Source organism: Roseibium sp. LAB1 (genome assembly GCF_054658235.1).
The window spans coordinates 1,815,661-1,836,939 of sequence record NZ_BAAGIB010000001.1; the positions used below are offsets into that span (position 1 = coordinate 1,815,661).

Consider the following 21,279-nt stretch of genomic DNA (forward strand, 5'->3'; position numbering starts at 1 on the left):
CTCTTCAGAGCCCCTTCTCTTGATCGGTCAACCCTTGACGCTGCCAGCCGTCAGGCCCTGGACAAGGAAACGTTCGAACCACAGGAAAATGAAAAGGACGGGCACGGTCGCAATCACCGCGCCCGCCATGAGATGCTGACGCGGCACCTCGGAGGAATTGAGGGACACCACCCCGCGCGACAGCGTGAAGATGTCCGGATCGTCCAGGAACATGAACGCGAACAGGAACTCGTTCCAGGCGATCATGAAGACGTAAAGCGACACGGAGGCCAACGCCGGCAGCGACAACGGCAAGGTGATCTTCAGGATCACACCGATGCGCGAGAGCCCGTCCATGAGCCCGGCCTCCTCCAGTTCCGACGGCAGTCCGCGAAAGTAGCCCTGCAGCATGTAGAGCGCGACCGGGATCGTGGTTGCCGGATAAACAATCAGAAGGCCGGTGAGCGTGTTGCGCAGGCCAAGCTGCGAGAACACCGCATAGAGCGGGATCACCAGAACAATGGCCGGCACCATGTAGATGAGGAGCACGGAGCGGGCCAGGAACGCCTGTCCCGGAAACCGCAACCGCGACACCGCATAGGCACCCGGCACCGAAAACAGCAGCGTCAGAACGACGGTTGCCACCGACACGAAAGCGGACACCATCAGGTAGCGGCCGAAATTGAACTGGGTGAAGAGTTCGACGTAGGACCGGAACAGGCCGCTTATGCCCTGACTCACATCGATCGACAGGTCCAGCGGGTTTGCGAGCAGCGCCTGCTGGCTTTTCAGCGAGGTCATAATCATGACGTAGAACGGCAGGGCGACGATGATGGAAAATACAACGAAGCCGATACCCTTGGCGATGCGGATATAGACGACCTCACGCTCATAGCGCGACATGGCCCCCAGCCGGGCCCCGCCGAGGCAGATTGCGTTGGCACCTGCAACGCCGACGACAAACATCACCAGACCGAGGCCCTGCCACAAGGTGTGCTGACCGAGTGACAGACCGAAGGGGGCAGCGAAGGACGCGACCATCAGGATGACGAACAGGACAGCAGCCGACAGGCCCCTGTCTGCCATCGCACCAGCACCTCCTGCCGACTGCCGCCAGACCAGAACCAGAGCGCTGACAAGACCGGCAAGACCGGCGGCAGTCACCTGCGGCAGCGCCACGTCACCGGTTACCAGTGTCAGCGTGACCCCGATCACCACCATGACTGTTACGCCCCAAATCAGGCCCGTCAGGGCCGCAAGAACGATGCTGCCAGGTCTCATAGCCCTTCCTCCTTCGGCGAAAAGCGGATGAACAGGGTTGCGAAGGTGACAAGGACGACGAAGACGACCACGGCGACAGCCGCGCCGGCTCCGAGATTGGACAGGGCAAACCCCTGTTCATAGACATCGACGGTGAGCGTGCGGGTGCCCGCGTTGCCACCTGTCAACAGGAAGATGTCGTCGAACTTGTTGAAGGTCCAGATGAAGCGCAGCAGGAACAGGACCGAGAGGATGCCCATGAGCTGGGGCAGCGACAGGTACCAGAACTGCTGCAATGGTGTTGCCCCGTCCATTTCGGCAGCCTCATACATGTCGGTGTTGATCGATTGCATGCGTGCCAGGATGAACAGGAACGACAGCGGGAAGTAACGCCAGGCCTCGAAGGCGATCACCGTCGTCAAGGCCAGTGGAAACTCCATCGGAATGCCGAGGATGGAAAACTCGACGGCCCGCTGGCCGAAGAAATTGATCGGATCCGTAACAACGCCCATCTTGGTCAGCAATGCGTTCAGCGTGCCGGAGAACGGGTCAAACAGAACCACCCAGGTGAAGGCGACGGCAATCACCGGCGACACGTAAGGAAACAGGAACAGGCCACGCAGGACACCCCGTCCCGGAAAGGCCGTGTTCAGAAGCTGTGCCGCGAACAGGCCCAGTACCAATGCACCGCCAGTACCGAAGATGGTGTAGTAGAAGGTGATGCGCAGCACGGACCAGAACTCGTCCGCCTTGAAGATCCGGCTGAAATTCTCGAAGGTGAATTCGAAGTTGGTCAGCACATTGTTGGCTTCTCCTGCGATGACGGGCTTGCTCGCCCGTTCGGGGCGGTTGGCAGCCAGAAACGCTTCCGAAACCGTTCCGACAAGCTCAATGTCGCCGCGCCAGCCGGGCGCGACTGTTCCAAGATCGCAGGTCATCGCCGAACCGTTCAACGAACAGCTTTCGGAGTGCGAGACAACCGTGAATCCGTCAGGGACCACATCGGTCAGTATGACGTTGCGGATTTCCTCGTCCTGCGAGGAGTTGCGCAACCTGTATTCCAACCGGGCCTCGTCGCCCGGCGCTTTCGGCCGGCCGCGCACCCGCTCGTTCACAAGAACGGTCGGCGGCCTGAGATCTGCAAGCTGGACCGGTTTCACGCTGATCCAGAAATTGGCAAGCAGCGGGCCGGCAACGATCATAAGAATGATGGCAAATGTCGGTGCCAGCATCAGATAGGCCAGCCACATTTCGCGCCGCTGCATCGGGCCAATGCCTTTCGGCGGCCCTGAGGAAGCGTCTGCTTGGGATTTGGTGTTCATGTTTCCGCCCGGGGTCTGGATCCCGTTCCGCCGTTGGCAACCGGCAAGGTTCAACTGGCAAGGTTCAACTGGCAACTATCTGTGGTCCACATCCGCCACCGGCAAAAGGCGGCAGGAGGCCGGGAAGGACCGGGCATCCGATGGACGCCCGGTCCGGGCCGTTATGTGCGGGTTTTCCACCCCATCAATGGGTCTTCAGGGGTGGAAGCGCCTTACTGGATCTTCGCCAGTTCTTCGTTCAGCTTGGCCACGGTTGCCGCAGCATCGCGCTCGTCGTCGATATATTCACGCACCAGTCGGTTGATCACCTGGCTGTTGATCATCTTGGAGGCAAGCGAGAGCTGGCCTTCCTTGACGCCCCAACGGCTGGCGGTGTCGAGACCGGAGACAATGGTCTTGATGGTGTCCGCATCATAGAGATCGGTCAGCGGCGCCTTGCGGTCGACCCCTACCGGAAGCTTCGCCCAGCCATCGACGAATTCGGTTGCATTGTCAGCCGTGCCGCGGCGGATCGGGAACTTGCCTTCCGGCGCGATCGACAGGGTCGACATGTAGCCGTCGTCCATGGAGAACTCGACGAATTGCATCGCGGCTTCCGTATCCGCATCGTTGGTGATGCCGAAGTAACGCATGTCTGCCCAGGCAGCGCCATCGGGATTGGACGGACCGCTGAGTGTTGTGACGACACCTGTCTTGGAAGCAAGCTCCGTGGAGGTCGGATCGTCGGTGATGGTCGGCGGAGCGCTGTCACGCAGGCCGGCCAGCTCGTCCAGGATGAACGGCGACCAGATGATCATGGCTGCTTTGCCGGCAAAATAAAGCTCGCGCGACTGTTTCCAGAAGAGGTCTCCCGGAGGCGACGCCTTGGCGATTGCCTTGTAGAACTCCAGCGCTTCGATGGTTTTCTTCTCATCCAGAGGCGTGAAGCCTTCCTCGCCAACCGGGCTCACGCCATTGGCCAGAAACACGTGTTCCAGCACCTGGCTCATGAAGTTCTCGTCCACCTTGGTCGCGGCAACGAAACCGAACATCTCGGGCGGGTTATGCAGTTTTTCGACAGCCGCCAGAATGTCTTCATAGCTGTCCGGAGCGGCAAGGCCGTTCTCCTCGAACAGATCCTTGCGGTAGACGACCATCTGGGTCCAGCCGTCCACGGGGACGGAGGCGACGCCGTCTTCAACGGCGGCCATGGCAACTGCGCCTGGTGCAAAAGTGCCGGCACCCAGTTTTTCAAACACTTCTGTCGCAGCTTCGGTGTCCAGAATGCCGGCCTCGGCCCAGGGCAGCGCGTATTGCACCGTGTGATAGATGACATCCGGCAGGTCGCCGGCGGCAAAGGCTGCCGTCGTCCGCGTGCCGAGATCGGATTCGGTCACCGGAATGACGTCCACCTCGATGCCTGTCTTTTCCTTGAACGCGGCAGCCATTTCTTCCTGCTTGGCCAGGCGCTCCGGTTGTTCTTCAGTCGTCCAGAACCGCAACGTCTCGGCCTGTGCGGCCGTCAGACCGAGCGTCAGAACGCCCGCAATGGTCGAGGCCAGGAATTTTGTCCTCCCAAACATATTACTCTCCCTTCCTGCCGGAATATGGCTGTTGGTTCAGCCGGTCGCGGAGCGCGCTTGCAAGCGCCTCCGATGAATTTGCCGGAGCACCGTCCGAGGCGCGCCGGATCAGGTTTGCCTTGGCAAGTGCCTGAAGATCCGTGGGATTCTTGCCGTCCAGGACATCGATAAGCATGCGGGCAACCCGGCCGCCTGCCTCCTGGGCGCTTTGCGAAAATGTCGTCAGTGGCGGGTCCAGATATTCGCCCACCGGCAAGCCGTCATAACCGACGACGGTAACATCAGAGCCGACCTTAAGACCGAACTTGCGGCAGAACTGCACCGCACCGATGGCCAGGGCGTCGGTCACGCACAAAAGCGCGGTTGGCGGCGCGTCAAGCGACAGCAGGGCCTTGGCACCTGCAAAGCCACCCTTCTCGCTGAGCGGCTGAAGCGTTTCCAGTCCGTCATCATGCGCAAGGCCCAGCGCCTCCAGGCCCTGCCGGTAACCGTCGCGCCGCTGAAGTGCGAAATTGAGTTCCATCGGACCACCGATGAAGCCGATCCGCTCGTGTCCGAGGCTGTAGAGATGGCGAACGCCGTCGGCAAAGGCCGCCTCGTTGTCGATATCGAACCAGGCATATCCCGCAGGGTCGCGCGTGCGGCCGTGAGCGACGAAGGGAAAGTTCTGTTCCCTGAGATAGGAGATGCGCGGATCGTCCACTTCGGTTCGCGTGACAATGAAGCCGTCCACCTTGCGGCGGGCAATCAGCCGCTTCACGGTCTCGATCATGTGTTCACGCGAATGGGCAGTGGTCACCAGAAGGTCCAGACCCAGTTCGTCGAGCGCCCTGGCAATGCCGTCGATGAACTCGGACAGGAACGGATCCGCCCCGCTGCCATGACCGACTGGAATGACGATGCCGAGCGTATCCTGGCGTCCGCGCTTCAGATTGCGCGCCGTGGCAGACGGTTGGTACCCCAGATCCTGCACAGCCTTGAGGATGCGCTTGCGTGTGGCTTCGGAAATGTCGGTGTAGTTGTTGAGGACCCGCGACACGGTTCCTTTTGCAACGCCCACATGGCGCGCCACATCGTCAATGGTGACGGAATCGCGCAGTCGCGACATCGATCCTCCCTGCGAGCCTTGTGGGCTCAATTCCCGCCCCGCCGCCACTTTTGGCAACAAGTTGTTTTATTGATGAAAATTCTTACAAAACCGATTTTGTAAGTCAACAAAATCGGTTTTGGTGATTGAAAATATATTTTTTGCAAAGCGGGAAGCGACTGAGGTTGCAACGAAACATCCCGCCGCAACGTTTCGGAAAACAAAAAAGGAGGAGCATTTCCGCTCCCCCTTGACTGGATCGGTCTCTGATCACCGGCCTTTGAAAAAGACCCCACCGCCAACGCTTGCGGCGACTGTCAGAATGGCACTCCGGAAACCAGAATCAGATTGGCGTAAGGTGTGCACTCACCAGTGCGAATAACCGCGCGTGCCTTCGAGCATCGTTCCTTGAAGTCCTCATGAGACATGCGCACATGCTCAATGGGCTTGCCGGTATCTGCTGCCCAATGCGCGAGCCGCACTTCGATCTGCGTGACGAGATCCTCCGAGGCTTCGTCTGCGAAGACTGCCTGCTCAACGATCATCTCATCGGCAAGCGCCTCCAGAACATCGAAGAAGCCCGGAATTCCGGGGCTCACCGCCAGGTCAATCACACCGACATTGGCTGGAACCGGCAGGCCGGCATCGGCCAGAACGATTTCGTCCATATGACCGAGCGAGGCAACCAGTTTGCTGAGATGCCGGTTCAGAAGCTTCGTACGTTTCATGGCCTTGTCCTGAATGGTTCTGTGGTGCTTACGTCAGCGAGACCAGCGTTTCGCAAAGCGGCACGGGATCATAATAGGGCGCTGACGCGGTGCTGACGAGATCAAGCCGAAGTACGGAGATCCCCAGTGTCTTCAGCCCCTCGGTTTGGCTTTCCGGAACCGCCCGGTCGACGATCACGAAATTGAGCAGCCGGTCCACCGGACAGTCACTGCCGGTGTCCCGCTGAAGATAGGCAAGCAGGGTTCGCACCTTGTCTGCAACGCTCATCGAACCGGTTTCCGGATCCTGTCCGCTGCCAGGCACATAGACCTTCGGCACGGTGCGCGCGGCGATAGCTTTCCCGACACCTTGCGGCAGAAGATTTGCGATCAGGCTTGTGTAGAAACTGCCCGGGGCATAGCAGATCAGATCGGCGGACTGAATCAGGCTCCTGTTGCGGTCCGGAAACGTCGCCTCGGCCGGATCCTTGCCGGTCAGCCCCCGATTGAGGAAAAAGTTCTTGATCGACGAGACCAGCGGAGGATGTTCCTTGCCGGTCAGAAGATGCTGGCCAATGACAACCTCACCGTCCTGAAGCTCTGCCCCCAGATGCAGGTTGTCGTCGGCAACGGCCCGCACGGTGCCCTGCACGCCCACAAGCTTGGCCACCAGAAAGATGATCGGTTCAAGCTGCTGGTTCTGATTGAGATAGCCGCCGGCCAGGATCAGGTTACCGATGCTGGCACCGCGCAGGTCGAAGCTTTTCGGGCGGGCGGCATGAAACATGCCCAGCTGGTTCTGGATGAGCGTGCGCATCGGCTGCTCGATCGCCTCTACCAGCGGATGATTTCCGGCGATCATGCTATCCAGCTCACCCGCAAGATCCGCCTGCGCCGCGGTTTTCGAAAACCGGTGTGTAAACAGCCGAAAGATATCGGGATGGCCGAGCACCGTCTCGTCGGCAAGAGCCATCAGCCGGCTTCGAAGATCGCCGATGGCAGGCATGTTGAAGGCCAGCCTGAGGCCTTGTGAGCTGCCACCGGAATCGAACGGCGTCACCAGATGAATGGAATTATGCGTGTAGCGCTTCAGGCACTGGGCGACACCGTTGAGTGCCGATCCGCCACTGAAAAACAGCGTCCTTGGCCCGAGCTTGGGATTGGACAGAAACCGTTCGATCCGAAACGGATCCGGCAGGCGTGCCACACGGGTGATGGTGATCTCGGTCAAGTCCAGTCCCTTGGGAAATCCGGCAAGGATAGCCGGGTAAAGGAAGCGCGGAAGCCTATCCTTGCCAATGCGCTATCCGATCCATATTGCGCGGAAATCATTGACATTCGTCAGTGTCGGTCCGGTGACAACCTGATCTCCGATCGTGTCGAAAAAGCGGTGGGCGTCGTTGTTGAGCAGCGCTTCTTCCACATCGGCACCGGCCTTGTCTGCGCGGGAAAGCGTGTCGGGACCGATAACGGCACCTGCCACCTCGGCGGCGCCGTCGACACCATCCGTGTCGCAGGCGATCGCATGGATGCCCGGTGCGCCGCGCAAGGCATAGGCAAGAGCAAGGGCATATTCGGCGTTCGGACCGCCGACGCCTTCGCCGCGCCGGGTCACCGTCAGCTCTCCTCCGGACAGGAGCAGCAACGGGCGGCTGTCATCCGGACGTTCGCTCTGGCGGCTCAAGGCAAGCTCCGCATGAGCGCGCGCCACCTCCCGCGCTTCACCTTCCAGGGCATCACCCAGGATCTCGACATCGCAGCCTTCCGCCTCTGCAAGGCTTTTGGCAGCTTCCAGAGACTGGGACGGGGCGGCGAAAATGACGTTCGACACGCGGCTGAGTTTTTCATCTTCCGGCTTCAGAACACCGCTACCCTCGGTCAAAACCTGCTGCACGGATTGCGGCACCTCGATCTTCCACTGGTCCAGAATGGCTCTGGCATCGGCCGTCGTGCTGGTATCGCCAACCGTCGGACCGGACCCGATTTCAGCGGGATTGTCGCCAGGAACGTCGGAAATCAGCAGGGCCAGCATCTTCGCAGGGTAGGCAGCGGCAGCCAGTTGTCCGCCCTTCACCCGGCTCAAATGTTTTCGTAGGACGTTCATCTGCCCGATAGGCGCACCGGAAGCCAGGAGCGCCTGATTGACCGCCTGCTTCTCTGCCAGCGTGATGTCCCCGGCAGGCGCAATCAGCAAGGCCGAGGCCCCGCCGGACATGAGCGCCAGCACGAAGTCGTTCTCACCCAGGCCGGAAACGAGGTCGATCATGCGCTCTGTCGCAACGAACCCCATTTCGTCCGGAACCGGATGCGCAGCCTCCACGATCTCGATGCCCTTGCACGGCCTTGCGTAGCCATAGCGTGTGATCACCAGGCCTTCGCATGGCCCCCAGACCTTCTCGACCGCTTCCGCCATTCGGGCAGAAGCCTTGCCTGCGCCAATCACAACGACGCGACCTGCCGGTTTCTCCGGCAGGAACCCGCCCAGGCTTTGCATCGGGTCGGCCACCTCGACGGCCCGCAGGAACAGCCGTTTCAAAAAATCCTGAACGCTTTCGGCCATGGCACCACTTCTTCCGTAAATCGTGTTCTCCTGTTTGAGCGCAGAACCGGAGGGATTATCAAGGCCGAAACGATACCTTCCGGCCTGTGAACTTCCAAAACCCAGCGAAACCGTGTGCCCTGCAGCATAGAATTGTTTTGCGTTTCGCCGTCTCCATCCACACATGAGGGCCAATTCCACGGAGGACATCATGACTGCGCAGACAATGCCCGCCTTCGAAACGGCGATCCGCAATCCGGAAAACCCCGGCCACCTGATGGTGATCAAGGATGTTCCCCGGCGCATACGCATCTATCAGGGTGCGGCCCTGCTTGCGGACAGCATCAATGCGGTCCGTATTCTGGAAATCGGCAAGTCGTTTTATGATCCCGTGATCTACGTGCCGGAAGCGGATCTCAAAACCCGGTTCGGGTATGTCGAAAAGACCACACATTGCCCCATCAAGGGCGACGCCAGCTACATTTCCCACGACGGTGAAGAGATCGGCTGGGTTTACAGGTCGCCCGTGCCGATGGCCGTCAAACTTGCCGGTCACTACGCCTTCTGGCCGTCCAAGGTCCGGATCATCGAAGGCGAATAGGAAGAAGGCTCCGGAACGCGTCCGGAGCCTGGTTGTGTCAGTCTGCCATGGCTGCCGGCAAGAACCGGTTCGAGGCGGTCGGGACTACTCTTCCAGCCGCCTTCGTGCTCCTTGCGGACGTCTGCGCTCGCAAACTTGACGTTTGTCAGCGGTCGTCACTTCTGAGGCGGGCTCAACCCTTGCCGACATCCTCGACATAGACCAGCGCCCGGCCTTGGCAGATCCGGGTGCCGTCTTCAGACTCACAGACCGTTTCCAGATCGACAAGGTGTTTTTCCGGCCGCAGGCGCGTGATGGTGACAGAGGCCGTCAGCGTTTCCCCGACGGGTGCAGGCGCCAGAAACTCCAGACTCTGCTTCAGATAATTTGTTCCTCTGCCCGGCAGTTCGACACCCAGCAGGTAGGAAAAAAGCCCCCCGATCAGCGGCCCCGGAACGGATGCCGGCACGTCCGCTCCATCTCCGGCAAGGCGTGCGAAACCGAGCATGTCTTCCTTGGTGTAGCTGCGCTTGACCTCCGCGCGCGCTCCGACTTCCAGGCTCATGTCCGCCCTCCCAATTTGCAGGACCCCGACAAGGTCAGGGCATTGTCCGTAGCACGGGCAACCTCGATCAGGATCAGGTCCGCGTCTTCCTCGCTTGGCGTGAACGAAAAGGTCAGCTCCTCGTCCGCATAGGCCGGGTTCGGGAACATCAGCGTCTGCACGGCGTGCGTCCGCCCCGGATAAAGCGCCTCAAGATGCGCGAAGACCCGCGTGTAAAGCAGCATCCCGTGTGAAACGGTGCGGCCGAAACGGGTGCGAGCCGAAAAGTCGGGATCGACGTGAATCGGGTTGTCATCTCCGGACAGATGGGCAAAGGCATCAAAATCCTCCTGACGGGGGATCCAGCTAAACGTAGCGCCGGGCTGCGCGTCGGCGGTGAGGCTCATCGGTTATGCTTTCTCCAGGGGTATGTCGGCAAGGAAGTCGTCCTTGAGGATGTTCTTGCGCACCTTGCCCGCGGCCGTGCGCGGCAGGTCGTCAACAACGGTGAAGCTTTTCGGCACCTTGTAGGGAGCAAGCTGCTTGCGGCACCAGGCGGCCAGTGTCGCCGTGTCGAGGTCTTCGCCGGGTCGCACAATCAGAAAGGCCGCGCCGACCTCGCCCCATTTGGGATCCGGAACGCCGATGACCACGGCCTCCAGAATTGCCGGATGGCCGACCAGAACCTTCTCGACTTCGGCCGGATAGACGTTCTCGCCGCCCGAGATGTACATGTCCTTGATGCGGTCGACGATGTAGTAGTAGCCGTCCTCGTCGCGGCGCCCGATGTCGCCGGACTTCAGCCAGCCGTCGACAGTAAAGCTGGCAACCGTCGCGTCCTTGTTGTCCATATAACCCGGCGTGATATTCGGTCCGCGGAACTGGACCTCCCCCTCGCCCGGTCCCTCGACAATGCCCCCATCACCGTCGACCAGACGGACATCCGTCAGGATCTGCGGTTTGCCGACAGAGCCGATCTTGGCGGACGCACGAGCCTTGTCCATCAGGAACACGGTTGGCCCGGTCTCGGTCATGCCCATGCCGTTGCAGATGGTAACGCCCCGTTCCTGAAACTCCGACAGCAAGTGTTTCGGCACCGGGGCGCCGCCGCAACCGAGCGACCGGACCCTGGAAAAATCCGTCTTGCCGATCCTGGGCGACAGGGCCAGCGCCTGATAGATCGCCGGAACACCGAAGAAGCAGGTCACGTTTCCGGCGGAAACGAGATCGAGCACGGTCTCCGGGTCGAACTTGCGCAAAACCGTCGACATGCCGCCGTTCAGGAAGATCGGCAGCGTCGGCAGATTGATGCCCGCCGTATGGAAGAGCGGCAGGAAGTTGACACCCTTTTCGCCAATCGAAAGCCCTGTCGCCTGGCAGTAGTTGATCATGTTGGCATAGGCCATGCCCGCTGTCTGGATAACCGCCTTGGGCAGGCCGGTTGTCCCGGAAGTGTAAAGCAGATACCAGGGCGCAGACGCCTTGACCTTGCCGCAGCCGATCGCTGCAGGACTTGCCCCGGCAAGATGGCCATCGAGTGCGCTGCCGCCCCGGCCCTCTGCACCCAGTGGCAGAAGAGACAGGTCGGTACCGGCGGCAAGCTCTGCGGCAATCTCCGCGAACGCAAGATCATGGAACAACAGCTTCGCGCCGGAAGCTGCCAATATGGGCTGCAGCTCGGCAACCGGCTGGCGCCAGTTCAGCGGCACCAGAAGGATGCCGGTTTTCTGAGCCGCAAAAAGCAGCACGAAGAAATCCGGGTGATTATGGCAGAGCACCGCCATGCGGTCGCCCTTGCCAAGGCCGCGGCCGAGCAGAAGATTGCCCAACCGGGTGGCGCGCTGATTGATTTCGCAAAAGCTGAAGGATCTGCCGCTGTCCCGATCGACAAAAGCAGTCTCGCCGGGCGTGAGCTCCGCCCGTTTTGCAGCCATGTCGGTTAAATACTCCATGTGTCCTCCCAACACCTGGCGCGGCCGCGAGCCGGCAGCCCGTGGAAGGTTGAGGCGATGCGATTTGAAGTCGTCGCTCCAACCTTCTGACCGGGCTTCTCCTCAGGCCCACTTCCTGGTGAATTCCATCATGCCGTCGAGCGTACTCTGGCGGCTTACCAGGTCCAGGAACCTGGCTTTTTCCTGGTCGAGACGTTCTCGCACCGTTGTACGTCTGTGTTCGTCCCAGACACTCTGCCGTGTTGCGCGATGGGTCTGCGCAAAGCCTCTGCCGAGATCCGCAACCCAGCCGTCGACGGTCGCGACAAGGTCGGTACCCGGCACGCGGCACTCGGCAAGTCCCAACGCCACGGCATCCGTCGCACTGATGCGCGTGTTGCGATACTGAATTGCAAGCGCCTTCGATGTCCCGATCCGCTCCGGCAGAAGCGCTGTCCAGCCACCGTCCGGCCCGAACCCCACCTGATTGTAGTAGGGCTGGACGAAGGCCGTTTCCGACATGGCGACGAGATCTGCCGCCAGCAGCAATCCGGCCGCCCCGCCCGTCACCGGCCCGTTGACGGCTGCCAGGACTGGCGCCGGAAAGGTCAGCAGGTCGAGTATCGCCTCATGCAGACCGCCGACAAGCACTTCGGAATAGGCCAGCAGGTCGCCGGGTGTTGCTGCATGGTCAAGAAACCCGCCTATATCGCCACCGGTCGAAAAGCTTGCGCCGCGTCCGGACAGCACCAGCGCCACCGGATCGGCTTCAGCGGCCTGGGCAATGGCGCTCCGCACTTCGGAAACCAGGGCCGGAACCAGGGCGTTGTGCCGGTCCGGCCGGTTCAGCCATAACCAGATGGCGGCGCCGCGGGGTTCTGTCTCAACGAGGCTCATGACATGCGCCTCAGGGCTTGATGCCGTTGGCGATCAGGTCGTAGGCACTGGAGACCAGCTCGGAAATCGGTTTTTCCGACTTGAACACGACCAGCTGCTCGCCAAGTGCCCGGGCAATCCCCATGAGCGCCCATGCACGGGTTTCCGTATCCCCCCTGGAGATCTGGCCGGCAGCCTCGGCAGCCACCAGCCCCGAGCGGTAACCGGCGGCGAATGTCTTGTAATATTCCTCATAGGCGGCAGGATCGACGAACAGCGCCTCCTGAACGATCCGGTAGAGATCAGGATGGGCCTGGACGAATTCCAGAAATGCCCGGAGCCCGGCCTCTTCGGCTTCCAGCCGGTTGCCGATGCCTTGCGTTGCCTCGGCGATTGTATGACGGACCAGTCGCCCCATCTCCAGAACGAGCTCGGAGAATACCTGCTCCTTGGTGGTGAAGTAGATATAGAAAGTGCCTTGGGCGACGCCTGCCTCGCTGGTAATGTGGCCGATGGAAGCGTCGTTGTAGCCTTTCTCGCCGATCACCCGTTCGGCGGCAGCCAGGATCGCCTTTCGGGTGGCTTCTCCGCGCGCCGTTTTTGGCTGATTGCCTGCAGCCTTTTGCGGCGCGTCTGCTTCTGCGGCCGGTTTGCGCACCTGCTGTTTCCTCCCAATTCATGAAACATGAATCAGTATTCATGTTTGAGGATTGAAAGCAAGAAACTTCTTCAAGCAGAGCCGAAGAATGCGGCAATTTGGCCCGATGCGGTTTTTCATGCAGTTCTTGTTTTGGGGGCGGCCACGAAAGCTTTCCGCCAATCACCTTCGGATACCCTTCCGTTTCGCCGGGTTTTCCGGGCTTTTGCCAACATGGAAACGAAGCCGGTTTTCCCGGACAAACTGCGGCAACTGAAACTATGGCGATTGGACGCAGCTGGGGTTTTTGACCTTGATCAAGGCCAAAACTTTGATAAGCAGTTTTGAATGGCTATAAGTTAGCTGCTAGTCTGGAATCGGACGGAAAGGCTCCAGACAGCAAATTGGCCGCGCGGGACGCGAGTTGCGCGGGCAGGAGAGAGGCGCTGGCAAAGGTGCCCGCGATGAGAGGATCCTGAGAATGGACGTGAACGCGTATCTGGAAGAACGCCTGGGCAAACTGCACGACAATGGTAATTACCGCGTGTTTGCAGATCTGGAACGCCAGGCAGGTGATTTTCCGCGCGCAACCCGTTACCGCGAAGATGGCTCCGTCCAGGACGTCACCGTGTGGTGCTCCAACGACTATCTCGGCATGGGCCAGAACGAAAAGGTCGTGTCCGCGATGCAGGACGTGATCTCCAAATGCGGCGCAGGCGCAGGCGGAACGCGCAACATTTCCGGCACCAACCACTACCATGTTCTTCTGGAGAACGAGCTGGCCGACCTTCACGGCAAGGAAGCTGCTCTGATCTTCACCTCCGGTTATGTTTCCAACTGGGCGGCACTCGGTACGCTTGCCTCCCAGGTTCCGGGCATGATCGTCTATTCGGACTCGCTCAACCACGCGTCCATGATCGAGGGCATTCGTCATGCCCGCTGCGAAAAACGCATCTTCAAGCACAACGACTATGAAGACCTGGAACGCCAGATGGCGGCGGACGACCCGAACGCACCGAAGCTGGTCGCGTTCGAAAGCGTTTACTCCATGGATGGCGACATCGCGCCGATCAAGGAAATCTGCGACGTTGCTGACAAGTTCGGCGCACTGACCTACCTCGACGAAGTTCATGCGGTCGGCATGTACGGCCCGCGCGGCGGCGGCGTTGCCGAACGCGAAGGCCTGATGGATCGTCTGACCATCATCGAAGGCACGCTCGGCAAGGCCTTTGGCGTGATGGGCGGTTACATCACCGGTTCGAAGACGGTTGTCGACTTCATCCGCTCCTTCGCCTCCGGCTTCATCTTCACCACCGCCCTGCCGCCGGCACTGGCAGCAGGCGCAGCCGTCTCCATCCGTCACCTGAAGGACAGCCCGTTCGAGCGCAAGGCGCACAAGGACCGGGTCGCCCAGGTCCGCGCCGCTCTCGACAAGCGCGGCATCCCGCACATGGAAAACCCGAGTCACATCGTTCCGGTGATGGTGGGTGATGCCAAGAAGTGCAAATGGATCTCCGACATCCTTCTGGATACCTACGGCATCTACGTTCAGCCGATCAACTATCCGACGGTCCCGGTCGGCACGGAGCGCCTGCGCTTCACCCCGACCCCGCTGCACACGGCGGAGGACATCGAACACCTCGCCAGCGCGATCAACGACCTGTGGTCGCAATGCGCATTGGCCCGCGCCGTCGCGTAAGCGCTGGTTGAAAAGCAAACATTTCGGAACCCGCCCTCCAATCAAGGGCGGGTTTTTCTTTGAGCGTTTCCCAGCTTCGACATCCCAAGGCGTGACCATGGGATCCAAACCATTGCGGTTCCACTCAACTCTTTTGCACGAGGAAGCGCATCGGCATGGATTGCATGGGTCAGACCCACTAGAGCAGATCGCGTTTCAAGATATTTCCAGTCAAACGCGACACGATCTAGTGTCCGATTCACGGTTTGTTGCGTCAGCAGCAAGACCGGGACCCAGTACGCCGTGTCGTATGAGGCGAAAAACGCAAACTCAGTGAGTTACTGGATCCCTGCCTGCGCAGGGATGACAAGTTGCCAATGCTTGAGTGCTAAATTCTGTGTCGAGGGTTTTCCCGAATACGAGTGGGGGAAGGTGTACAATGAGGCGTGACACCAACGACGAACGTCGCGACACGGCCATCATCCGCCCTGCCCTTTTCCCGCCCCTGCCCTAACTTTCCTCAGATGTGTTTGCCTTGGGGAGACGGTTGCGATGCGGATGATCCTTGCTGTTGTAGTCTGTTGCCTGTTCCTGATCCCGTCTGCTTTCTCTGAAGAACTCGACCTGGAACTGGTCTTGCTGGCGGATGCAACCGGGTCCATCGATGACGAGGAAATCCGCTTCCAGCGCAGGGGATATGCAGATGCGATCACGGATCCGTCAGTGCTGAATGCCATTTCCAGCAATATCTACGGCAAGATCGTCGTCACCTATGTGGAATGGGCCGACATGCATTCCCAGGATGTGGTCGTGGACTGGACAGTCATTGACGGACCGGAAAGCGCCCAGCACTTTGCCGCAGAGCTGATGGCGGCGCCGCGCCGGGCCTATGGCCGCAACGCCATTGGCGCCGCCCTCCTGAAAGGCAAGGCGCTGATCGACGGCAATGCCTTTCAGGGCCTGCGCAGGGTGATCGACCTGTCCGCCGACAGTGCCAACAACTGGAACGGTCCGACCATACCCGAAGCCCGGGATATCGTGGTTTCGTCCGGTATCGTCATCAATGGTCTGGCGGTTCTGTGCCGGCATTGTTCCGGGCGGCCGATAGCCTACGATCTGGAAGAGCGGTTCTTCCAGAGCATCATCGGTGGGCCGGCCGCCTTCGTGGTGACGGCCGACAGCCCCCAGACCTTTGCCGAGGCAGTACGCAAGAAACTGATCCTGGAAATCGCGGCGAAACCAGCCGATGCCCGGCGCATCCTGAAGCAAATGGCGACCTTGCAGTAATCCTCATACGGGCTTTCACCCGGTTCTTTCGAAGGGCATTGCGACCTTCGAAAAATCACGACTGTCGCACAATGGCGTCATCGGATTATGATTTGAGACGGCAGCCCGCGCTGTCCTAACGTCACAGCGTTCGAGGGGGATACCGTTTCATGACAACCGGCCTGTTGCTTCTGGCGTTATTTACGGTCAGCTACACGCTGCTGGCCAGGACGCTGTCGAACGGCATATTGACGGCGCCGATCCTCTTCATCGGCTTTGGTTACCTGATGGCACAGACCGGACTGATGCCCGGAACCGATGCGGAACGCCTGCTCCACATCGTTGCCGAAACGGCTCTCATCGTCCTCCTGTTTCTGGACGCCGCGCAGACCAACCTTCAGGCGCTGCGGAGGCGCCATCAATGGCCATTGCGCATGCTGGCCTTCGGTCTGCCACTTGCCATCATTATCGGCACCTTTGCCGCCATACCTTTTCTGAGCGGCGAACCTCTCATCGTCGCGGCCCTCGCCGCAGCGCTTCTCGCACCCACCGATGCTGCTCTCGGGCAGGCGGTCGTCACCAACAAGGCGGTGCCGGAGCGGGTGCGCCGAGCGCTGACACTGGAAAGCGGCCTCAATGACGGACTGGCCCTGCCGGCGATTTTGCTGTTCGCGAGCCTCGCCGGGGAAATGATGCAGCCGGGGGCGACCGACTGGCTGATGTTTGGTGCCAAACAACTGGTCCTCGGACCGCTGGCCGGTGCGGCGATCGGTGCAGCAGGCGGTGTGCTGTTTCTGGCAGCCAAACGCCGGGGCATGACTACCGACACCATCGAAGGCATCGGCGCCATCGCCATGGCCTGCGGTGCATATCTTGCCGCCGGCGAAATCGGCGGCAACGGTTTCATATCAGCGTTCGTCGCAGGTCTCTTCTTCGGCAACGTCATCAAGGGACAATGCGCCTTCATTTACGAATTTACGGAAAGCGAAGGCCAGATGCTCTCCTGGGGAGCCTTCTTCCTGATTGGCCTTGCCCTGGTGCCCGAGGCCATCACGCACCTTGATGCCGGCAGCCTGGCTCTCATTCTGGTCAGCCTGTTCGTCGTGCGACCGCTGGCGGTCTGGCTGTCACTCGCCGGGACGGATGCCGCCCCGCTGACCAAGCTCTTTTTCGGCTGGTTCGGCCCACGCGGACTGGCGACAGCCCTTTTCGCGCTTCTCATCGTTGACCAGATCGATCACGAAATCGGTCAGCAGTTGCTGAACCTCGCCGTCAACGCGGTCTGGATCAGCGCGGTTCTGCACGGTGTCACAGCCGTCCCTTTTGCCAAATGGTACGGTGCTCACATGTCCGGTCAGGACGGAGCAGCGGAACTCAAGGCCATGCCGCCCATGCGGCCGGAGGTACCGGCTGACTGAACTTCGAACAACCCAATAGCCAGGGCGCATATCGCCATTAGCCGGGGGAAGACATGACAAAACAGTTTGTTGCCAAACTCAGCGAATTGCCGGACAGAAAGCCACAATATGCCCTCGTCGCCGATGTCGATCTGGTGGTCGTTCGCTTCGATGACGACATCTCTGTCTTCTACGGCCGCTGCCTGCATCGCGGTGCACTCATGTCCGACGGCTATGTCAGCGGCAACAACCTGATCTGCGGCGTTCATTACTGGGACTACCGGCTCGACAGCGGCGTCTCCGAATACAACAACTCCGAGGCCTTGCCAAAATTCAGAAGCTGGGTGGAAGGCGACGATATCTTCGTCGACGAGGACGAGATTTCCGCCTGGGCGCAGGAGCACCCGCAGCCGTTCAACCGCAAGAGTTATCTCGGTCTCTATGCCGACACCAGCCACGGCACCGAGGAAGAACCCTATAATGGCCTGATCCAGCAATATGCCCGTGATGGCCTTAAGAAGACAGGTCATCATGGACGCGTCGATGCCATGGGCGTGCCGCGCAACCAGTTGCCCGACTGGGACGACATCCAGATCCTGACGGCTCAGCTGCAGAAATTTCCGCTGCTGGAGGACGAGGCGGTTGGAACCGACGTCGTGGTTGGGCCGAACGCACAGAAGCCGCTGAGGCTGAAGATCCCGCTGCTTGTCTCCGACATGAGCTTCGGTGCCCTGTCGGAACCGGCCAAGATTGCCCTTGCCAGAGGCGCGGAGCTTGCAGGCACCGGCATCTGCTCAGGTGAAGGTGGTATGCTGCCGGAAGAACAACAGGCCAATTCGAGGTATTTCTATGAACTTGCCTCGGCCCGTTTCGGCTTTGCCTGGGACAAGCTCGACAAGGTTCAGGCGTTTCATTTCAAGGGCGGTCAGGGCGCCAAGACCGGCACCGGCGGCCATCTGCCCGGAGCCAAGGTCAGGGGCAAGATTGCCGAAGTTCGCGGCCTCAAGGAAGGCGAAGACGCGATCTCGCCGCCGCGTTTTCCCGACTGGACGGATCGATCCCAGATAAAGGACTTCGCCGACGAGGTGCGCGCCCGCACCGGCGGCATCCCTATCGGCTACAAGCTGTCGGCCCAGCACATCGAAAAGGACATCGATGCGGCGCTGGAAGTCGGTGTCGACTACATCATTCTTGACGGCCGTGGCGGCGGCACCGGTGCCGCGCCGATCATCTTCCGGGACAACATCTCTGTTCCCACCATCCCCGCGCTCGCCCGCGCCCGCCGGCACCTCGACACGTCGGGACGGCCGGACATCACGTTGATCATCACCGGCGGTCTGCGCAAACCGGCCGATTTCATCAAGGCTCTGGCGCTTGGTGCCGATGCCGTGGCGCTTTCCAATTCGGCCATGCAGGCCATCGGCTGTATCGCCATGCGTGCCTGCCACACCAACAACTGCCCGGTCGGGATCGCCACCCAGAAACCGCATCTGGTCAATCGGCTGGAAATCGAGAAATCCGCCCGCCAGCTTACCAACTTCTTCGAGGCTTCGGTCGAACTGATGCAAGTCATGGCACGGGCCTGCGGACATTCGCACCTGAGCCAGTTCACGCTGGCTGACCTGACCACCTGGAAACGGGAAATGGCAGAGCTTTCCGGCGTAGCCTATGGCGGTGTCGCGTAATCGATCGGCATTTTGAGGGAGGAAGACCCATGGACGCTCAGGACCTCGACTGGATCAAGGTTGGAAACGTCAAAGACCTACCTGAAGGCCGGGTGAAAACGGTCACGGCCCGCACGACCTCGATCTGCCTGTCGCATTTCGACGGCCAGTGGGCCGCCATGGACAACCACTGTCCGCATCAACGCGGCCCACTGGGAGAAGGCTCCATCGAAAAGGGATCGGACGGCAAATGCTGGATCCGCTGCCCCTGGCACGGCTGGGACTTCGATCCGCTGACGGGCGCTCCTCCCGGCGGTCATGAGGACAGCGGTCAGAAGCTTTATCCGCTCAGGATAGACGGCGACGAAATCTTCATCGGACTGGAACCGGAGCCCCCTCACGAACGCACGGTGACAGACGTCATGGCCGAAACCATGGTCAACTGGGGCGTCAAGCGCGTCTTCGGCATGGTCGGCCATTCCAACCTCGGCCTTGCCGATGCCATCCGCCGTCAGGTTGTCAAAGGCACACTGGGCTACATCGGCATTCGTCACGAAGGTGCCGCAGCCTTCGCTGCCTCCGCCTATGGCAAGCTGACCGGCAAACCGGCGGCCTGCCTCACCATTGCAGGCCCAGGCGCAACCAACCTTCTGACCGGTCTCTGGGATGCCAAGGTCGACCGGTCACCGGTGCTGGCCCTCACCGGCCAGGTGCAGACGCAGGTATTTGGCCCGGGCGCGTTCCAGGACATTGATCTCAAATCCGCGTTCGAGGCCGTCTCGAAGTTTTCCCAGCCGGTGCTCAGCACCTCCAACCATGCCGAGCTGATGTCGCTCGCCTTGAAAACCGCGTTGGTGGAGCGGGACGTTGCCAACCTGATTTTCCCGGACGATGTCCAGACCAACCCGAGCAGCAAGGACGCCGGCAAACCCGAGGGCCGCCTGGGCGGAAACACCATCACGCCTTCTGGCGAGGACCTTGCCAGAGCCATCGACATGATCAACACGGCCAGACGCCCGGTTATCGTGCTCGGTTACGGCGCCAGGGATGTCCGCGACAAGGTCATCGCACTGGCCGAAAAGATCGGCGCGCCAGTCCTGACCACTTTCAAGGGCAAGGGGCTGATCCCGGACACGCACCGGTTGGCGGCTGGTGTGCTTGGCCGATCAGGAACGCCGATTGCAAGCTGGTTCATGAACGAGGCGGATCTGATCATCTCGCTCGGGTCGTCCTTTGCCAATCACACCGGCATTGCTCCCTACAAGACCATCATCCAGGTTGATTTCGAACGCATGCAGCTCGGCAAGTTCCATCCCGTGACCCTGCCTGTATGGGGAGAGATCGGCACCTTCTGCGAGGCGATTGTCGATCAGGTCCTGAAACCGGCTGACGCCCCCGACCAGGCAAGTGAACTGGTGGAACGCTGGACAATCTGGCGCGCGGAAAAGGAACATCGCCTTGCAGAGGACAGCGGCAGGGGTATTCACTCGGCGGCTGTGTTCAAAGTGTTGAGCGAATTGTGCCCACCGGACGCGATTATCCCGGTCGACGTCGGCAACAACACATATTCCTTCGGTCGCTATTTCGAACCTTGCGGACAGCGCATCCTGATGTCCGGCTATCTCGGCTCCATCGGCTTCAGCCTGCCCGCGGCCCTGGGCGCCTGGAGCGCGACCCAGGATTTCGAGGAATTCCGTGGCCGCAAGGTTATCTCGATTTCCGGTGACGGCGGCTTCGGCCAGTATGCGATGGAGTTCACCACCGCCGTCAAATACGGAATGGATATAACCCATATCCTTTTGAACAATTCCGAGCTCGGCAAGATCTCCAAGGAGCAGCGCTCTGGCGAATGGCCGGTCTGGGAAACGAACCTAACCAACCCGTCCTTCGCCGCCTTCGCGCGCCTGTGCGGCGGTCACGGCCACAGGGTGACGGACGCTGCCGAACTGAAAGACGCCATCGCAGACGCCATCGCCCATGATGGCCCGTCGCTGGTGGAAATCATCACCGATGCGGATCTGGTGTGATGCGAACCGTAGCAAGTTCACAATCGCTCTCCCTACGCGGCAAGGCCACTCGAGCAACACCTCTTTCCTCCTCCGTCATCCCATGGCGCGACCATGGGATCCATGCCATTGAGGTTCGACATGACCAACCTCGCGCAAGGCACAGAAACGGCATGGATCGCAGAGTCGAGCCCTGCAATGACGTGGTTGGAGGAGCGGCTAACTCGCACCGGAAGAAAGGAAG

At 60.5% G+C, this 21,279-nt stretch carries 19 protein-coding genes; 7 read left to right on the top strand and 12 right to left on the bottom strand.

Annotated features, from left to right (window positions below; all coding sequences use genetic code 11):
• Positions 1-27: 27 nt before the first annotated feature.
• The 7 genes from ACYQ54_RS08530 to ACYQ54_RS08560 form a co-directional block, all read right to left on the bottom strand.
• Positions 28-1,260 (bottom strand): carbohydrate ABC transporter permease, encoded by a 1,233-nt coding sequence (locus ACYQ54_RS08530; RefSeq protein WP_460081108.1) that lies wholly within the window; start codon positions 1,258-1,260, stop codon positions 28-30.
• Positions 1,257-2,561 (bottom strand): carbohydrate ABC transporter permease, encoded by a 1,305-nt coding sequence (locus ACYQ54_RS08535; RefSeq protein WP_460081111.1) that lies wholly within the window; start codon positions 2,559-2,561, stop codon positions 1,257-1,259. The genes ACYQ54_RS08530 and ACYQ54_RS08535 overlap by 4 nt, the downstream gene beginning before the upstream one ends.
• A gap of 212 nt (positions 2,562-2,773) precedes the next feature.
• Entirely contained in the window at positions 2,774-4,123 is a 1,350-nt protein-coding gene (locus ACYQ54_RS08540) for an ABC transporter substrate-binding protein (RefSeq protein ID WP_460081112.1), read from the bottom strand.
• Between the two features lies 1 nt (position 4,124).
• Entirely contained in the window at positions 4,125-5,231 is a 1,107-nt protein-coding gene (locus ACYQ54_RS08545; RefSeq protein ID WP_460081113.1) for a LacI family DNA-binding transcriptional regulator, read from the bottom strand.
• Positions 5,232-5,527: 296 nt separating this feature from the next.
• The gene (gene rbsD, locus ACYQ54_RS08550; RefSeq protein ID WP_460081115.1) at positions 5,528-5,938 is read right to left on the bottom strand and encodes a D-ribose pyranase; all 411 of its coding nucleotides are present in this window, start codon (positions 5,936-5,938) and stop codon (positions 5,528-5,530) included.
• 28 nt (positions 5,939-5,966) lie between these two features.
• Positions 5,967-7,148 (bottom strand): GAK system CofD-like protein, encoded by a 1,182-nt coding sequence (locus tag ACYQ54_RS08555; RefSeq protein WP_460081116.1) that lies wholly within the window; start codon positions 7,146-7,148, stop codon positions 5,967-5,969.
• 72 nt (positions 7,149-7,220) lie between these two features.
• Positions 7,221-8,477 (bottom strand): glycerate kinase type-2 family protein, encoded by a 1,257-nt coding sequence (locus ACYQ54_RS08560; RefSeq protein ID WP_460081118.1) that lies wholly within the window; start codon positions 8,475-8,477, stop codon positions 7,221-7,223.
• Between the two features lie 190 nt (positions 8,478-8,667).
• On the opposite strand from ACYQ54_RS08560, the gene ACYQ54_RS08565 reads away from it, so the two are divergent.
• Entirely contained in the window at positions 8,668-9,057 is a 390-nt protein-coding gene (locus ACYQ54_RS08565; protein WP_460081119.1) for a DUF427 domain-containing protein, read from the top strand.
• Positions 9,058-9,229: 172 nt separating this feature from the next.
• Here ACYQ54_RS08565 and ACYQ54_RS08570 read toward each other — a convergent pair whose 3' ends face one another.
• From ACYQ54_RS08570 to ACYQ54_RS08590, 5 genes are all read right to left on the bottom strand, one after another.
• Positions 9,230-9,601, bottom strand: a complete 372-nt coding sequence (locus ACYQ54_RS08570) for a hotdog family protein (RefSeq protein WP_460081120.1) — start codon at positions 9,599-9,601, stop codon at positions 9,230-9,232.
• Positions 9,598-9,987: a MaoC/PaaZ C-terminal domain-containing protein gene (locus ACYQ54_RS08575; protein ID WP_460081121.1), complete on the bottom strand. Its 390-nt coding sequence runs from the start codon at positions 9,985-9,987 to the stop codon at positions 9,598-9,600. Before ACYQ54_RS08575 ends, ACYQ54_RS08570 begins: the two co-directional genes overlap by 4 nt.
• 3 nt (positions 9,988-9,990) lie before the next feature.
• Positions 9,991-11,532: an AMP-binding protein gene (locus tag ACYQ54_RS08580; protein WP_460081123.1), complete on the bottom strand. Its 1,542-nt coding sequence runs from the start codon at positions 11,530-11,532 to the stop codon at positions 9,991-9,993.
• Positions 11,533-11,634: 102 nt separating this feature from the next.
• Positions 11,635-12,408, bottom strand: coding sequence for an enoyl-CoA hydratase/isomerase family protein (locus ACYQ54_RS08585; RefSeq protein WP_460081124.1), 774 nt, complete (start codon positions 12,406-12,408; stop codon positions 11,635-11,637).
• A 10-nt stretch (positions 12,409-12,418) separates the two neighbouring features.
• Positions 12,419-13,045 carry a TetR/AcrR family transcriptional regulator gene (locus tag ACYQ54_RS08590; protein ID WP_460081127.1) on the bottom strand — a complete coding sequence of 209 codons (627 nt, stop codon included), beginning with the start codon at positions 13,043-13,045 and terminating at the stop codon, positions 12,419-12,421.
• Between the two features lie 27 nt (positions 13,046-13,072).
• Between ACYQ54_RS08590 and ACYQ54_RS08595 the strand changes: the two genes are divergently transcribed.
• The 6 genes from ACYQ54_RS08595 (at position 13,073) to ACYQ54_RS08620 (ending at position 21,056) form a co-directional block, all read left to right on the top strand.
• Positions 13,073-13,372, top strand: coding sequence for a hypothetical protein (locus ACYQ54_RS08595; RefSeq protein WP_460081129.1), 300 nt, complete (start codon positions 13,073-13,075; stop codon positions 13,370-13,372).
• A 133-nt stretch (positions 13,373-13,505) separates the two neighbouring features.
• On the top strand, positions 13,506-14,723 hold the full coding sequence (hemA, locus tag ACYQ54_RS08600; RefSeq protein WP_460081131.1) for a 5-aminolevulinate synthase: 1,218 nt from the start codon (positions 13,506-13,508) through the stop codon (positions 14,721-14,723).
• 531 nt (positions 14,724-15,254) lie between these two features.
• Positions 15,255-15,989, top strand: coding sequence for a DUF1194 domain-containing protein (locus ACYQ54_RS08605; protein ID WP_460081132.1), 735 nt, complete (start codon positions 15,255-15,257; stop codon positions 15,987-15,989).
• A gap of 149 nt (positions 15,990-16,138) precedes the next feature.
• Entirely contained in the window at positions 16,139-17,386 is a 1,248-nt protein-coding gene (locus ACYQ54_RS08610) for a cation:proton antiporter domain-containing protein (RefSeq protein WP_460081135.1), read from the top strand.
• 53 nt (positions 17,387-17,439) lie between these two features.
• Positions 17,440-19,050 (top strand): glutamate synthase-related protein, encoded by a 1,611-nt coding sequence (locus tag ACYQ54_RS08615; RefSeq protein WP_460081136.1) that lies wholly within the window; start codon positions 17,440-17,442, stop codon positions 19,048-19,050.
• Positions 19,051-19,079: 29 nt separating this feature from the next.
• Positions 19,080-21,056, top strand: coding sequence for a thiamine pyrophosphate-binding protein (locus tag ACYQ54_RS08620; RefSeq protein ID WP_460081138.1), 1,977 nt, complete (start codon positions 19,080-19,082; stop codon positions 21,054-21,056).
• The last annotated feature ends 223 nt before the right edge of the window (positions 21,057-21,279 follow it).

What these genes read in the sequence shown, in the direction of transcription:
- ACYQ54_RS08530 (WP_460081108.1), bottom strand. Translation starts at nt 1,260, where the DNA reads ATGAGACCTGGCAGCATCGTTCTTGCGGCCCTGACGGGCCTGATTTGG.
- ACYQ54_RS08535 (WP_460081111.1), bottom strand. Translation starts at nt 2,561, where the DNA reads ATGAACACCAAATCCCAAGCAGACGCTTCCTCAGGGCCGCCGAAAGGC.
- ACYQ54_RS08540 (WP_460081112.1), bottom strand. Translation starts at nt 4,123, where the DNA reads ATGTTTGGGAGGACAAAATTCCTGGCCTCGACCATTGCGGGCGTTCTG.
- ACYQ54_RS08545 (WP_460081113.1), bottom strand. Translation starts at nt 5,231, where the DNA reads ATGTCGCGACTGCGCGATTCCGTCACCATTGACGATGTGGCGCGCCAT.
- rbsD (WP_460081115.1), bottom strand. Translation starts at nt 5,938, where the DNA reads ATGAAACGTACGAAGCTTCTGAACCGGCATCTCAGCAAACTGGTTGCC.
- ACYQ54_RS08560 (WP_460081118.1), bottom strand. Translation starts at nt 8,477, where the DNA reads ATGGCCGAAAGCGTTCAGGATTTTTTGAAACGGCTGTTCCTGCGGGCC.
- ACYQ54_RS08565 (WP_460081119.1), top strand. Translation starts at nt 8,668, where the DNA reads ATGACTGCGCAGACAATGCCCGCCTTCGAAACGGCGATCCGCAATCCG.
- ACYQ54_RS08570 (WP_460081120.1), bottom strand. Translation starts at nt 9,601, where the DNA reads ATGAGCCTGGAAGTCGGAGCGCGCGCGGAGGTCAAGCGCAGCTACACC.
- ACYQ54_RS08575 (WP_460081121.1), bottom strand. Translation starts at nt 9,987, where the DNA reads ATGAGCCTCACCGCCGACGCGCAGCCCGGCGCTACGTTTAGCTGGATC.
- ACYQ54_RS08580 (WP_460081123.1), bottom strand. Translation starts at nt 11,532, where the DNA reads ATGGAGTATTTAACCGACATGGCTGCAAAACGGGCGGAGCTCACGCCC.
- ACYQ54_RS08585 (WP_460081124.1), bottom strand. Translation starts at nt 12,408, where the DNA reads ATGAGCCTCGTTGAGACAGAACCCCGCGGCGCCGCCATCTGGTTATGG.
- ACYQ54_RS08595 (WP_460081129.1), top strand. Translation starts at nt 13,073, where the DNA reads ATGAATCAGTATTCATGTTTGAGGATTGAAAGCAAGAAACTTCTTCAA.
- hemA (WP_460081131.1), top strand. Translation starts at nt 13,506, where the DNA reads ATGGACGTGAACGCGTATCTGGAAGAACGCCTGGGCAAACTGCACGAC.
- ACYQ54_RS08605 (WP_460081132.1), top strand. Translation starts at nt 15,255, where the DNA reads ATGCGGATGATCCTTGCTGTTGTAGTCTGTTGCCTGTTCCTGATCCCG.
- ACYQ54_RS08610 (WP_460081135.1), top strand. Translation starts at nt 16,139, where the DNA reads ATGACAACCGGCCTGTTGCTTCTGGCGTTATTTACGGTCAGCTACACG.
- ACYQ54_RS08615 (WP_460081136.1), top strand. Translation starts at nt 17,440, where the DNA reads ATGACAAAACAGTTTGTTGCCAAACTCAGCGAATTGCCGGACAGAAAG.
- ACYQ54_RS08620 (WP_460081138.1), top strand. Translation starts at nt 19,080, where the DNA reads ATGGACGCTCAGGACCTCGACTGGATCAAGGTTGGAAACGTCAAAGAC.